The following is a 13,181-nucleotide window of genomic DNA, read 5'->3' as shown; positions in this document are numbered from 1 at the left end:
ACAAATTTACAGGCTCATTTATGAAAAAAGTGGACGATGTCGTAAGTAAATTCAGTCCTGAAGCTATTTTTAAGCAGCTGGACAAATTTGCAGATTCCTTTATGAAAAAAGTAGATGATATTGTAAGCAAATTTAGCCCGGCAACCATTTTTAACGAACTGGATAAGTTTGCAGATTCCTTTATGAAAAAAGTGGACGATGTCGTAAGTAAATTCAGCCCAGAAACCATTTTTAACGAACTGGACAAGTTTACAGACTCCTTTATGAAAAAAGTGGATGATATCGTGAGTAAATTCAGTCCGGACGCGATTCTCACTAAAGCAGAAGACTTTTTAACAAATATTGTTGACAAAATCTCTGAAAAATTCAATTTCCTCAACCCAGATAAAATCGCGAATAAAGCAGAAAAATTTTTTGATAATATTGTCTCAAAAATCGCGAAAAAATTTGAGAAATTCAGTCCTGATAAAATTATTGAAAAAGTGGGAGAGTTTTTTGAAAAGATTATAAAAGGCATTGCTGAAAAGCTAGTGAATCTGGATTTTGGAGGACTGCTTGGCGGCAAATCCAGCGGAAGTAAAGGCAAACAAAAAGCCTCAAAAGCCAATACAAATCTTTCAACTTCAAACAACTCAAACCGCACTAAAAAACCTTCTATGAATCAAAAAGCGTCAGGCTCTAAATCGAAGAAGTCAGGCGGAAAATGGGGCGGGGCTTGCGGATGCTGCTGTGCCGGAATCAGTACAGGCAAAAGCAAAAAAGTCAAAAATAGAAACGGTTCATCAAACAAAGGCAATAAATCAAATCCTGTGAATACGCCTAAATCGGCAAAAGCAGCTAAAGGCGGATCAGGCAAAGGTTTTTCAGGCCTTCTGAAAACATTGGGAGAATCAAAAGGTTTGAAGGGCGGACTGAAGGGCTTAAAAGGAGCTGCAAAGGGAATACCGGGATTAGGCGAAATTTTGTCTCTTACTGACTTAGCCGGAATCAATAAGGATAATGCCGGTGAAAAGGTAGGTTCAGCCGGCGGAGGTTTAGCAGGAGCAGCTGCCGGAGCGGCTATTGGAAGCGTTGTGCCGGGAGTCGGAACCGCTATTGGTGGTGTTGTAGGAGGAATTGCCGGCACTTTCGGTGGTGAAAGTTTAGGGAAGGCAATTGATGCCGGCGCTCTAAATGATACATGGAACAGCATTACAGAGGGTGCGCAAAATGCCTGGTCAGCCATTCAGGGTACTTGGGGAACTGTATCAACATGGTTTACGGATAATGTTTGGACACCAGTGTCATCCGCGGTTATGGGAGTGGCTACAAGTATATGGTCAAACATCGTAAACGCATGGACAACGATACAAACAATTTTCAGTACCGTATCAACATGGTTTATGGACAATGTTTGGACACCGGTGTCATCCGCGGTTGTTGGTGTGGCTACAGCCATATGGTCTAAAATTGTAAACGCATGGACGACGATTAAAAATGTGTTCAGTACAGTTGCTTCATGGTTTATGAGCAATGTGTGGGGACCAGTCAAATCGGCTGTTATCGGAGCGGCAACCACAATATGGGATAAAATGACCGGCGCTTGGACTAAAATTAAGAGTGTGTTCAGTACGGTATCGGGATGGTTCATGGATATAGTCTGGAACCCGGTGAAAAATACAGTCTTAGATGTAGGCAAGGGAATTTCTGACGCTTTCAAAAAAGCTATAGACACCGTTAAGAACATTTGGAAGGGCCTGAGCGGCTGGTTTAAAAAGAATATTCAAGAACCTCTTACAAAGGTTGGAGAAGCCATTTCAGATGCTTTTTCTAAAGCGTTCGGCTGGGTGAAGCAAATCTGGGATAAAGCTGGCGGCGTAGCTAGTAAAGTGATTAATTTTGTAACCGGCGGCGGAGATCCGAATAAAGGTAAGGATCCGGATAAAAAAGCCACAGGCGGCTACATCACCAAACCAACCATCTCTTGGATCGGTGAAGCCGGCAAGGAATTCGTTATCCCGGTTGATAACAACCGAGGCCGGGGGAAGATGCTTCTTTCTCAAGCGGCGTCTAAGCTGGGTATGCAAGTCGTAGACGACATGGGAGCCGCTTCGTCTTCCAGTGGAAATCCGGTATCTGTTTCAGGAGGAGCAGCTTCCAGTCCGTTATCAGGATCAGCCTCTCCATCAATGGACACTGCAAATCTTACAGGCCAAGCGTCCACACTCGGACAGCAATTTTCAGAAGGGTTTGGTAAAGGCATCAGCAATCAGCCAGTCAAAATGGAAGACTGGAAAAAGAAAAACATCAATACGCCATTTACACAAATGATTTCTTCTTCACAAAATTACGGAAAACAGATGGTAAGCGGCTATGCTAAGGGGCAAAACGGCACAGCAACCGGAACAGACGGCTTTTTGCAATCAAAAGTTAAAACACCGTTCCAAGCTACTGTGAACAAATCGTCCTCATGGGGCACAGAAACGGTCAAAGGCTTTGCGCAAGGACAAAACTCAACCCAAACAGGGACAGCACAATATGTTAGCACACATGTTGACAAACCGTTCCTGCGTTCAAAAGACACATCGAATAGCTGGGGTTCAGGCATGGTCGGAAACTTTGTGACAGGCATGAATTCTAAATCCAGTGAAGTGAAACAAGCTGCAAAGGATATGGCGAAGAGAGTGGAACAGGCTTTTCGCGAGGAATTAGATATCCATTCACCTTCCCGCGTCATGATGAGCTTGGGGCGTTTTGCTTCAATCGGTGTTGTCAAAGGTCTTGGGTCAGTAGATGTAAAGAAATATGCTGAAAAACAAGCTGGATCACTGGCTGCTGCTTATTCAGGGATGGGCGCTATGAGCGGGAACGTGAAACAGTGGATTATGGCCGCTCTCATGGCCACAAAGACACCGATGAGCTGGCTTCCGGGACTAATGACAATTGCACAGCATGAATCCGGAGGCAACCCGAACGCAATCAACCTTTGGGACAGCAACGCAAAAGCGGGGCATCCGTCACAAGGGCTCATGCAGACAATCCCAAGCACCTTTAATGATCATAAAGCACCAAGTATGGGTAACATTAAAAACCCGATTCACAACGCAGCTGCTGCGATCGGCTACATTAAAAGCAGATACGGGTCGATCAACAATGTGCCGGGGATTAAAAGCTTGAATCATGGCGGGCCGTATGTTGGATATGCCAACGGCGGGCTGATTACAAAAGAACAAATTGCCCGTGTCGGTGAAGGAAACAAGAGGGAATGGATCATTCCGGAGGAGCGGGGCATACGCGGTCGCTATCTCCTTCAGAAAGCGGCGCAAGCTCTGGGTATGGAAGTGACAGATCCATCTCAATCCCAGTCTGACCTTTCTTCAGGACAAGTTTCAGCCATTACTGCTGGAACCCGGCAAACGATACACACAGCCGGAACGAAAGAAATTAAGATTGAGTTTAACGGCGATCAGCATTTCCATAATGAACAGGACGCTGACAGCCTAGTAGCGAAAATCAAGCAGGCATTACTTGATGAATTACAAAAAGATATTAACACTGGAACAAAGGGGGTCGTGGCTTTTGACTAAGTCTGTCTATGAATTTTGGATATCACAGGGAAAAGAAAAGCTGCGATTCCCTGTTCTTCCTGAAGCGATTGACATGGCGAATAGTGTACAAAATGACTCAGTAAAGATAACAGGACTTGGTGAACTAACGTTTATTGAAGAACCCGGAGCGAAAGAAATTTCATTTTCTTCTTTTTTTCCAAAAAAGTATACGCCGATAGCTGAATATCAAAATCTCCCGTCTCCGGAAAATGCCATTGCGAAAATTGAAAAATGGATGAAGGCTAAAAAGCCTGTCCAATTTTTAATTACAGGAACAAAAATCAATATGACATGCAGCATTGAAAGCCTTAAATACAGTGAAGGAGACAATGAGATAGGAGATAGGGATTTTGATATTGTACTAAAAGAATACAAAACTGCTTCCCCCCGAAAAATCAAGCAGAAGAAAAAAACAAAGGCAAAACGCCCGTCGAAGTCATCTCCGAAAACGTACACAGTAAAAAAGGGAGACACACTATGGGACATTGCCGGCAGGTTTTACGGGAAAAGCACGCAATGGCGCAAAATTTGGAACGCCAATAAAACAGCAATGATCAAACGAAGCAAACGGAATATCAGGCAGCCGGGCCACTGGATTTTTCCCGGCCAAAAATTAAAGATACCGCAATGAAACAGGTGATGTATGATGATTGAACTGTTCGTCATTAAAGACACAGAGTGGCTTGAGCTGGTTGCAGAAAGCGTATCGCTGGAAGGCCACCGTTATCAGGCGCCGCGCTCCATAGAAGCGACCATCGTCATCAAACAGGGCGACCAGACGTATTACAGCGTCACTGAAGGAGATACTGTCTTGTTTAAGTGGAAGGGAAAAGAGCTTTTTCGTGGTATTGTTTTTGCTAGAACCCCGGACGAGCATACGCTTGCTTTCAGCGCATACGATATGCTTCAGTACCTGGTCAAAAATCAGGATGTGTACGTGTTTTCCAATCAGCGTGCTGATCAGATGATCAAAAGGATCGCCAACGATTTTCAAATACCGACGACCTCGATTGCGAATACAGGCCATACGATTAAAAGCCTCGTCATTAAAAATGATACGACCCTGTATGACATCATATTAAAAGCGTTGAAACAGACGAAAAGCCAGACAGGCCGACATTATCAGCTGTATTCGAAAAAAGGAAAGCTCGGTCTGCGCGCTTGGCCAGATCCGTCAGAGGTATGGGTGCTGGAAACAGGCGTCAACATCACGGGCTACCAATTCAGCACTTCTATAAACGACACTGCCACACGGGTGGTGCTCCGCCGGCAGAAGGACAATAAGACGTATAAAGCGTCTGCCAAGGACAGTTCAGGCGTAAACAAATACGGTGTGCTTCAATATACAGAAACGGTCACAGATGACATCAACCAGGCACAGCTTCAGCAGCGGGCAGATGTACGCCTTGCTGAAAAAAAGGGCGTGAAAAAAGAACTGAAAAATATTCAGGCAGTCGGTATCCCGGAAGTGCAAAGCGGATTGCCTGTCTATATTTCCATTCCGGAAGCCGGGATCAAGAAAACCTACTGGGTAGATACGGACCGGCACGAGTTTAAAGGAACGAAACATACGATGACCATTGATGTTGTCGAAAAGAATACGATGCCGGAAGGAGTTTCCTGATGAGATTGAGTGAGGCTATTAAACATTTGGCCGTTGGCGCAGTTGACGCTGAGTCTCCGGTGGAGCTGCTGCCAGCTGAGGTTGTTTCGGTTTCTCCTGTGGAAATCAAATTAAAAGAAAACAGCAAACTGATCATACCGGCTGACGCGATCATCATCCCAAAACGGATGCAGTCCGGAGGAGACGATGTACTCGAGCCGGGCGATCGCGTCATGACCGCGGCTCTGACTGGCGGGCAATCGTTTTTTATTTTAGATAAATTATAGACAAACCGCTTCGCATGAAGGGGTTTTTATTTAGCTTGTAAAAAGGAGTGGGCATCATGGCCCTGACACCAGAAGTGGAGTTTGAGGATATTGAAGATGACAGCGAAGTCATTGAAACCTCTAAAACATACAAAATAGATTTTGAAAACGGAAGAATTACAAATGAACTGATTACCGGGTTTGAAGCGATCAGACAGTTCGTGTATATCGCCTTACAAACAGAACGATATGCGTACTCCGTATACAGCCATAATGTCGGAAATGAGCTTCAAGACGTGCTTACAGATCATGAAACGACTGATGCCTATAAAAAAATGGAGATTCCGAGGCTGATAGAAGAGGCACTGGTTTATGACGACCGGATATCTGCTGTAACTGATTTTGAGATAGAAAAACAAGGCGATGCGTTTCATGTTTCTTTTTTGGTGGAGACAGATGAAGGGACGCTTGAGATTGAGGAGGTGATTGGCGAAGATGTTTGAAGATCAGACCTTTGAAGAGATTATGGAGCGTATGCTGAACAGCATCTCCGCAGATATTGACACAAGAGAAGGCAGCGTCATTTATAATGCGTTAGCCCCGGCGGCAGCCGAGCTTGCGAAGTCATATATATGGCTGGATACAGTGCTTGAGCTAGTCTTCTCTGATACCGCGCAAGGCGAATTTCTAGACCGGCGTGCAGCGGAAGCAGGGATTGAACGGACAGCCGCGACAAAGGCGGTCAGAGCGGGGGAGTTTACGTCTGGAATTACTATTCCTGTGGGCTCCCGCTTCTATGTGGATAATCTTTATTTTCAATATACGGCAGACGGAACGCTCATCTGTGAAACACCTGGTGAAGCAGGAAACGCCAATCTGACCGGACGCAATTTACTGTCGCTGGATACCATTCCCGGATTAGAGACAGCCATTGTCAAAGAAATCCTGATTCCAGGGCGCGAGGAAGAAGGAGATGACAGCTTAAGAGAACGGTATTTTACAAGGGTTCGGCGTGAAGCTGTCAGTGCCAATAAAATGCATTATAAAGAGTGGGCTGAAGAAGTGGACGGTGTTGGGAAGGCAAAGATCTTCCCGCTTTGGAACGGTGACGGCACGGTCAAAATTGTCGTCACGAATGCGAATCTTGAGCCGGCTTCCAATATCTTAATTCAAAAAGTGAAAGATTATATCGACCCTGAACCAGGACAAGGGGAGGGGCAGGCGCCAATCGGAGCCGTTGTCACAGTAGAAAGCGCCGTCTGGAAGGAAGTTGAGATTTCTGCCGAAGTGCTGCCTGAGATCAATCACTCAATTGATGAAGTGAAGTCAGAAATTGAAGAGGGCGTTTTAAATCTCTTTAAAAAAATGGCGTTCGAAGACAACGTCATCCGCCTTTCTCAAATTAACAATATCGTCTATAATTCACCGTCAGTCAGTGATTATTCCAATATTAAAATCAACGGCACCTCCGAAAATTTGGTGCTGAGCGATGTGGAAATTCCTAAGCTTGGGCAGGTGAAGATCATTGAGCAAACAAGATGACATGACAGCGTATCTGCCTCCGTTTCTCACCAGCCTTAAAGAAATGGCAGAGCTGCTAAAAGCGGAAGCGCCTGAGTTTGATAAACAGAATAACAGCATTTTTGATCTGACGGATCAGCTATTTGTGCCGACAGCGACATGGGGGCTCAGCCGCTGGGAAAAGATTTTAAACGTGCCGCGGGAATCAGGTGACACTGATGAAATCAGACGATTGCGGCTCATTTCAAAAATGTCGAACATCCCGCCAATCACCTACAGGGCCATTGAGCAGGCGGTGAATCGTTTCTTGAAAAAACCATCTGCACAGGTCCGCCGGCTGCCCGGTGAATACCGATTTAACGTAGATATCAATGTTGATGACCTTCAGCACATGAATGAGCTGATCGAAGCCATCGAAAACATGAAGCCCGCTCATTTGGCGTATACGCTCAGAGGCGGATTAAATGAGACGATTCAAATTAAAGATACAGTCATCCTGAATCACCGCAGATACCGAACAGCCGGTGAGCTGAAAGTCGGTTATTCTGTCACCCTTAACAACAATGAGGTGGTTTTAACTTGATTTCAACCATATACAGAGAACGCACAGCTGCTGATCTAAAAAACAGAATTGATCACGTGCTGCTTAACGGACAAAAAACAGAAATAGTAGAGCTCTCCATTGATGGGGCGACAGTCACCGTTCTGACAAAACGTGAGGAAGACATCAAGCATATCGAAACGGTACAAATTGTTGACGAGCTGGGCAATGTAATCACAGAAAGAAAGACTGACCTGGATGTCAGTGAAAACAGAACACTTGATTTCAGATTTACTTTTGAGGTGGTGTAAACATGGCATACGAAGAAAAAACAGACTGGCTTCCGGATGACCCCATCAACGAAGATGACGTCAACCGCTGGGAAAAAGGCATAAAAGACGCCCACACAGACCTGGCCGCCCACAAAAACGACATGAACAACCCCCATAACACAACAAAGGCACAAGTCGGACTGGGGAACGTGGATAACGTAAAGCAGGCGGCAAAGAAGGATTTTGACCAGCACGATCAAGATCAAGTGCGGCATATTGCAGAGGAAGAGCGAGAGAAATGGAATGGCGGTCAGTTATCTAAGATTACGAAAGATGATGGTTCAGTCTTTATCACTATTGACAATGGACAAGACTTTAACGAGGTAGCTGCTCAACAAAAGAAATCATTTACTTTTTACACAGTAAAAACAGGTCTGAATACACCTCCGCAACCCACTAAAGGCATTTATTTGTACTCTTCTGAAAATGATGGGGAAGCAATCGCCATGACAAATGACGGAGGAATTTGGAGAAAAACATTAACCAGCGGTGAGTGGTCCGAATGGGCATCTTTCGAGACAGAAGCTGGATCTAAGAGTAAGGCTGCACAGGCTGAGAAAAATGCTAAAAATTATATAGACAATCATACTGATAATAGCAGTATTCATATCACCAATGATGAGCGTGTGAAATGGAACGGAGCTCAACTGACAAAGTTAACGAAAGATAACGGCAGAAGAACTTGGGTACCTGATGGGACTGATATTCTATCATTATCAACGGGATTTTATTATGGAGTAGGAAAGTATGTAGTAAACAATCCAGTTGATGATGATAATGCTTGGTATAACTACGATGTGATAGAGGGTGAGAGCGGCAGAAAAACAATTGTTGCTTACCAAAGCTTTGAAGTCACCATGTGGATTGGAATGGTGCATACTGACGGGAAATTCAGAGGGTGGAAACGTCTTGTCACATCAGAAGAATTAAATAGTGAAAATATCAATAAAATTACCGATGAGTCTCTTTATCAGGACGCAGCATACTCTGGAAACAACTATCCAATTGGCATTACTACTGTCGCAATTCTTCAAGGATCTACAGGATATCCCTACGAATTAGGTGAAGTGCTGAATATAAAATCGAGCAAATACCGTTTTGCTCAATTTTTCTTTTATGCTGGAAACACAGGCCAAAAGAAAGTATTTATTCGTCATTGGTACGATACTGTAGGCTGGACTGATTTTATTACCATTCCTTCATCAGAGGAACTAGAATCTGTTTTAAATACAGCAAAGCTTTATACGGACAGTCATGCTAATAACACGGAAATCCATGTCACACAGAACGATAAAACTAAATGGAATAACAGCCAGATTTTCAAATTGACTCAAGATGATGGAACGTTGGGAAAATTCTACAATGAAGATTTAAATAATATAACAAAAACAGGATTTTATTATATTTATTCATCGACCACGGAATTAAATGCTCCAATTAATAGAAATGGGTATTTGCTTGTCTATAATGTTGAAACTTATCCTTATCAAGAGTTTACTTCTTATTCGGGATATACAGATTCAATTCCAGACAATAGAAGAAAATTTATCCGAAATAAAAAGCAAGATTCAGAAGAGTGGACTCCATGGATGGAGATCGAATATTCACAAGGAGCACAAGCAAAAGCAGATAAAGCCTTAGCTGATGCAAAAAACTATGTTGACACAAATTATACAAATCAAAAATTAACCAAACTTACAGGGTCTAATGCAATTCAAGATGCAAGAACTGGAGGGGATGAGTATCCTCAGGGATTAACTTTAATAGATATAGGTCAAGGAAATAATACCGGTTACCCACTTCGTTATGGCTTCGTGAAAAATGAGAAATACAGTGATTTTAGATTTGCTCAATATTTTTATGGGACTGGAAATGAATCTGGCAGTTATATTGATAGTACCGGTACATGGATACGTCACTGGTGGAGTGGTTCAGGCTGGACAGCTTGGCACAAAATTTCTGGATTTGCACATGCGTATATCCGGACTACCGGCATACAGTATTTGGATAAAGCAGCCCATACAAAAATTCAGTTCAATCGCAAAATAAAAGATAGTCATAATGCTTTTGATACAAAGAATAGTAGATTCGTTGCTCCTAATGATGGAATGTTTTTAGTAGGAGTTGGGCTGTATATGATAAATACACCGGCTTACATCAATTTTCATTTGAAACTCTATCTAAATGGATCATTGTATAAACCAATTGACCATAAGAGAGGGGACTTTGTTGATAAGGAAAATGAAATGAACCTTGACTTAAATGGTAATGTAACCGTTCCTATGAACAAAGGTGACTATATAGAGATCTATTGCTATTGCAACTATCATGGTACTGATAGAAGAGGTGTATCCGATTATAACGAAGTATACAATTATATAGACATTCAAGAACTTGGAGGGCTTAACTATCCTACAGTATAAGTATAGGAGGAAAAACGATGATCGCAGAAGCAATCATGTATAAATACCCCAATACAGATCCAACAAAAGATTTTATCGTTCAAAATGACGGGGAAGGGTCTTATATAGCTGAATGGAACCTGCGCGCCCCAATCCCAACCCAAAAAGAACTCGAATCCTGGTGGGAAGAGCTACAAAAAAACCCACCGTATGAGCCGCCTGATCAGGTGGAGTTTCTCGCTCAGGAATTGTCCCAAGAAAAGCTGGCTCGTAAGCAGCTAGAAGAGCTGAACAAAACGTTGGGGAGCGAGCTGTCAGATATAAAGCTTTCATTACTTTCCTTGAAAGGAGATCATGCTGAATGAATTATTGGGTGCTTGCCCTCTATTATGAGTGGGCGACAACGGATATGGTGAAACAGGCCATCGCATATCAAGACTGTTCATTTGAGGACCTGGCAGAGGGTGTGAACAAAAAGCTAATCACATCTGACCAGTATAAAGAAATTACCGGTAAAGCCATGTAAGGCTTTTTTATTTTGCCTGTTTTTAGATCAAAAGGAGGATGAAGATGGTGAAGTATCAATATGAATTTCCTCTCGATAAGACTGGAAAAGCCGGAGCTGTAAAGCCCTATAGAGGAGAAAAAAGTGATTTTGTGACACCTGTTTCGAACTTGTCAGGTGTCGCGGAGATTTTAACAAACGCTGCCTTAAAGGCGACTGAGGCATACAGTCAGCTCGGGCAAGACAGGCTGGGCGCAGTTCTGGTTTCGAAAGTGAAGGGATGGGCGTATGCAGATCGTGAAGGTACGCTCTTTATAGAAGAAAGCGACAATAGCAATGCTTGGACAACGACAGCAACAGTTAATGTCCCAGCGGGTGTCCTGACAGCGACAGACTGGGTGTACCTTTCTAAACGCTATTACCGCTTCCGTTATGTGAACGGGAATCTTCAGCAATCTGAGTTTGTTTTATACCAATCAGTCGGTGCGGGAGAAATGGACGTGCGTTTAAATAGAAAAGCGCCTTTGCAGATAGACTTTTCGGAGCTTCAGACAGACGGTGGACGGCTGAAAGTGGAAGCTGGCAAGACGTTTGACTTTGTCTTTCATGAAAATGCCGAGTCCGCGGGTGAGGGTGCCGCGTTACCTGTGAACGGCACCGCACATTTACTCGTTGAAGTATACGGCACAGCGGAAACGAGTGAGGTGAAATTTTGGGGGAAATCAATGTCAGGACAGAAACTTCCGATCAGAGGCGTGAAATCTGATGATGCGTCCTCTGCCTCGAGTACGTTAGGGAAAGCTGAGGCGTGGGCCTTTAATATTAAAGGTTTCAAGGAGATCATCATGGAGATCGCCAGTATCACCGGCGGGACTCTTTCGATAAAAGGAACCGTGGTTTCATAACCATTTCGGCCCTCGGAAGGGAGGTGATCCGCATGTAAAGGAGGAGTGAGTAATGCAGCAAGAGATAGATGTGAATGTGTTTCAGCAGGATTTTGCAGACATGAAAGGTGAGCACAAAGCGCTGGAGCAAAGAGTTTCCGTATTAGAACGAGTATCTGACCGGCAAGATCAGCAAATCATGACGCTGAACGAAAAATTAAACAAAATTGATGAAAATACAACGTGGATTAAACGCACCATCACAGGTGCCATCATTACAGCAGTATGCACAGGGGTCATTGGCGGAGCCATCGCCATTATGTACAACCTGCTGCAGCATTAAAGGGGGATTTTTATGAAAATGTTTGACAAAGGCACGGTCATCAGGACGGTGCTTCTTTTGGTTGCATTAATCAACCAGACCATGCTGATGCTTGGCAAATCACCATTGGACATTCAGGAGGAGCAGGTCAATCAGCTTGCTGACGCTCTTTATTCTGCCGGATCTGTCATTTTCACAATTGGAACGACACTTGCCGCTTGGTTTAAAAACAACTATGTAACAGAAAAAGGGAAAAAACAGCGTGATTTGTTAAAGGAAAATAATCTGACCAAATAAGGAGAGATGAAAATGGTTAACATTATCCAAGACTTTATTCCAGTCGGTGCAAATAACCGTCCAGGCTATGCAATGACCCCGCTTTACATTACAGTGCACAATACTGCGAACACTGCAGCCGGAGCGGATGCTGAGGCCCATGCCCGCTATTTAAAAAATCCTGATACGGCGACAAGCTGGCATTTTACAGTTGATGATACAGAAATTTATCAGCATCTGCCTTTAAATGAAAACGGCTGGCATGCAGGAGATGGAAACGGCAGCGGCAACCGGGCTTCTATCGGGATTGAAATTTGTGAAAATACCGATGGGGATTTTGCACAAGCAACAGCAAATGCCCAGTGGCTCATCAAAACATTAATGTCTGAACACAATATCAGTCTCGCCAATGTCGTCCCTCATAAGTATTGGTCTGGGAAGGAATGTCCCCGAAAATTGTTGGATACGTGGGATTCGTTTAAAGCCGGAATTGGGGGAGGCGGCAGCCAAACTTACGTCGTGAAACAAGGTGACACGCTTACATCCATAGCGAGAGCGTTCGGTGTTACTGTTGCTCAACTGCGAGAGTGGAACAATATCGAAGACCCGAATGTCATTCAGGTCGGTCAAGTGTTAATTGTAAGTGCACCATCGTACGCTGAAGAACCAGAACTCTATCCGCTTCCTGACGGCATTATCAAACTAACAACGCCTTACACCTCAGGAGAACACGTCTTTCAGGTGCAAAGAGCACTGGCCGCCCTCTATTTTTACCCTGATAAAGGAGCTGTCAACAACGGAATTGACGGCATTTACGGACCGAAAACAGCTGATGCAGTTGCGCGTTTTCAGTCTGTTAACGGTCTAACCGCCGACGGTATTTACGGGCCGGCGACTAAAGCGAAGATCGCAGCACAATTAAGCTGATCACAGCGCACGAAA

The 13,181-nt window shown here is 43.9% G+C and carries 15 protein-coding genes and 1 pseudogene; all 16 read left to right on the top strand.

Annotated features, from left to right (window positions below; all coding sequences use genetic code 11):
- Positions 1 to 3,566: transglycosylase SLT domain-containing protein (locus Q5C82_RS15810; protein ID WP_214763727.1), on the top strand; the 3,566-nt coding region annotated here is incomplete at its 5' end.
- Positions 3,559 to 4,218, top strand: a complete 660-nt coding sequence (locus Q5C82_RS15805) for a LysM peptidoglycan-binding domain-containing protein (protein ID WP_003218424.1) — start codon at positions 3,559 to 3,561, stop codon at positions 4,216 to 4,218. The genes Q5C82_RS15810 and Q5C82_RS15805, both read left to right, overlap by 8 nt.
- Positions 4,219 to 4,233: 15 nt before the next feature.
- Positions 4,234 to 5,211 carry a phage portal protein gene (locus tag Q5C82_RS15800; RefSeq protein ID WP_003218425.1) on the top strand — a complete coding sequence of 326 codons (978 nt, stop codon included), beginning with the start codon at positions 4,234 to 4,236 and terminating at the stop codon, positions 5,209 to 5,211.
- Entirely contained in the window at positions 5,211 to 5,477 is a 267-nt protein-coding gene (locus Q5C82_RS15795) for a DUF2577 family protein (RefSeq protein WP_003218427.1), read from the top strand. Before Q5C82_RS15800 ends, Q5C82_RS15795 begins: the two co-directional genes overlap by 1 nt.
- Before the next feature lie 56 nt (positions 5,478 to 5,533).
- Complete coding sequence (locus Q5C82_RS15790) at positions 5,534 to 5,959, top strand: DUF2634 domain-containing protein (RefSeq protein WP_003218430.1); 426 nt, start codon at positions 5,534 to 5,536, stop codon at positions 5,957 to 5,959.
- Positions 5,952 to 6,998, top strand: coding sequence for a baseplate J/gp47 family protein (locus tag Q5C82_RS15785; RefSeq protein ID WP_003218432.1), 1,047 nt, complete (start codon positions 5,952 to 5,954; stop codon positions 6,996 to 6,998). The genes Q5C82_RS15790 and Q5C82_RS15785 overlap by 8 nt, the downstream gene beginning before the upstream one ends.
- A complete protein-coding gene (locus Q5C82_RS15780) occupies positions 6,982 to 7,560 on the top strand; it encodes a YmfQ family protein (protein ID WP_003218434.1) in 579 nt (192 codons plus the stop codon). Before Q5C82_RS15785 ends, Q5C82_RS15780 begins: the two co-directional genes overlap by 17 nt.
- The gene (locus tag Q5C82_RS15775) at positions 7,557 to 7,829 is read left to right on the top strand and encodes a hypothetical protein (RefSeq protein WP_003218436.1); all 273 of its coding nucleotides are present in this window, start codon (positions 7,557 to 7,559) and stop codon (positions 7,827 to 7,829) included. Before Q5C82_RS15780 ends, Q5C82_RS15775 begins: the two co-directional genes overlap by 4 nt.
- A 2-nt stretch (positions 7,830 to 7,831) precedes the next feature.
- Positions 7,832 to 8,095: pseudogene (locus Q5C82_RS15770) on the top strand (terminase); the annotation flags it as partial.
- A 165-nt stretch (positions 8,096 to 8,260) separates the two neighbouring features.
- Positions 8,261 to 10,273 (top strand): pyocin knob domain-containing protein, encoded by a 2,013-nt coding sequence (locus Q5C82_RS15765; protein WP_230939509.1) that lies wholly within the window; start codon positions 8,261 to 8,263, stop codon positions 10,271 to 10,273.
- A gap of 17 nt (positions 10,274 to 10,290) precedes the next feature.
- Complete coding sequence (locus tag Q5C82_RS15760) at positions 10,291 to 10,617, top strand: XkdW family protein (RefSeq protein ID WP_003218439.1); 327 nt, start codon at positions 10,291 to 10,293, stop codon at positions 10,615 to 10,617.
- Positions 10,614 to 10,778: an XkdX family protein gene (locus Q5C82_RS15755; RefSeq protein WP_003218441.1), complete on the top strand. Its 165-nt coding sequence runs from the start codon at positions 10,614 to 10,616 to the stop codon at positions 10,776 to 10,778. The genes Q5C82_RS15760 and Q5C82_RS15755 overlap by 4 nt, the downstream gene beginning before the upstream one ends.
- Positions 10,779 to 10,822: 44 nt before the next feature.
- Positions 10,823 to 11,662 (top strand): hypothetical protein, encoded by an 840-nt coding sequence (locus Q5C82_RS15750; RefSeq protein ID WP_003218443.1) that lies wholly within the window; start codon positions 10,823 to 10,825, stop codon positions 11,660 to 11,662.
- A gap of 52 nt (positions 11,663 to 11,714) precedes the next feature.
- The gene (locus Q5C82_RS15745; RefSeq protein WP_003218444.1) at positions 11,715 to 11,984 is read left to right on the top strand and encodes a hemolysin XhlA family protein; all 270 of its coding nucleotides are present in this window, start codon (positions 11,715 to 11,717) and stop codon (positions 11,982 to 11,984) included.
- 12 nt (positions 11,985 to 11,996) lie between these two features.
- Positions 11,997 to 12,260, top strand: a complete 264-nt coding sequence (locus Q5C82_RS15740) for a phage holin (RefSeq protein WP_003218447.1) — start codon at positions 11,997 to 11,999, stop codon at positions 12,258 to 12,260.
- Positions 12,261 to 12,272: 12 nt separating this feature from the next.
- Positions 12,273 to 13,166: an N-acetylmuramoyl-L-alanine amidase gene (locus Q5C82_RS15735; RefSeq protein ID WP_003218449.1), complete on the top strand. Its 894-nt coding sequence runs from the start codon at positions 12,273 to 12,275 to the stop codon at positions 13,164 to 13,166.
- Positions 13,167 to 13,181 lie beyond the last annotated feature (15 nt).

The sequence above is a fragment of the uncultured Bacillus sp. genome, from assembly GCF_958411575.1.
Taxonomy (GTDB): Bacteria; Bacillota; Bacilli; order Bacillales; family Bacillaceae; genus Bacillus; species Bacillus spizizenii.
Note: the sequence above shows the minus strand (reverse complement) of the source record. Positions and strands in the feature narration are given on the sequence as shown.

Bases quoted from the DNA above. Each gene is read 5' to 3' on its own strand.
- Q5C82_RS15740 (WP_003218447.1), top strand. From the start codon at position 11,997: ATGAAAATGTTTGACAAAGGCACGGTCATCAGGACGGTGCTTCTTTTG.
- Q5C82_RS15800 (WP_003218425.1), top strand. From the start codon at position 4,234: ATGATTGAACTGTTCGTCATTAAAGACACAGAGTGGCTTGAGCTGGTT.
- Q5C82_RS15795 (WP_003218427.1), top strand. From the start codon at position 5,211: ATGAGATTGAGTGAGGCTATTAAACATTTGGCCGTTGGCGCAGTTGAC.
- Q5C82_RS15760 (WP_003218439.1), top strand. From the start codon at position 10,291: ATGATCGCAGAAGCAATCATGTATAAATACCCCAATACAGATCCAACA.
- Q5C82_RS15750 (WP_003218443.1), top strand. From the start codon at position 10,823: ATGGTGAAGTATCAATATGAATTTCCTCTCGATAAGACTGGAAAAGCC.
- Q5C82_RS15745 (WP_003218444.1), top strand. From the start codon at position 11,715: ATGCAGCAAGAGATAGATGTGAATGTGTTTCAGCAGGATTTTGCAGAC.
- Q5C82_RS15755 (WP_003218441.1), top strand. From the start codon at position 10,614: ATGAATTATTGGGTGCTTGCCCTCTATTATGAGTGGGCGACAACGGAT.
- Q5C82_RS15735 (WP_003218449.1), top strand. From the start codon at position 12,273: ATGGTTAACATTATCCAAGACTTTATTCCAGTCGGTGCAAATAACCGT.
- Q5C82_RS15790 (WP_003218430.1), top strand. From the start codon at position 5,534: ATGGCCCTGACACCAGAAGTGGAGTTTGAGGATATTGAAGATGACAGC.
- Q5C82_RS15785 (WP_003218432.1), top strand. From the start codon at position 5,952: ATGTTTGAAGATCAGACCTTTGAAGAGATTATGGAGCGTATGCTGAAC.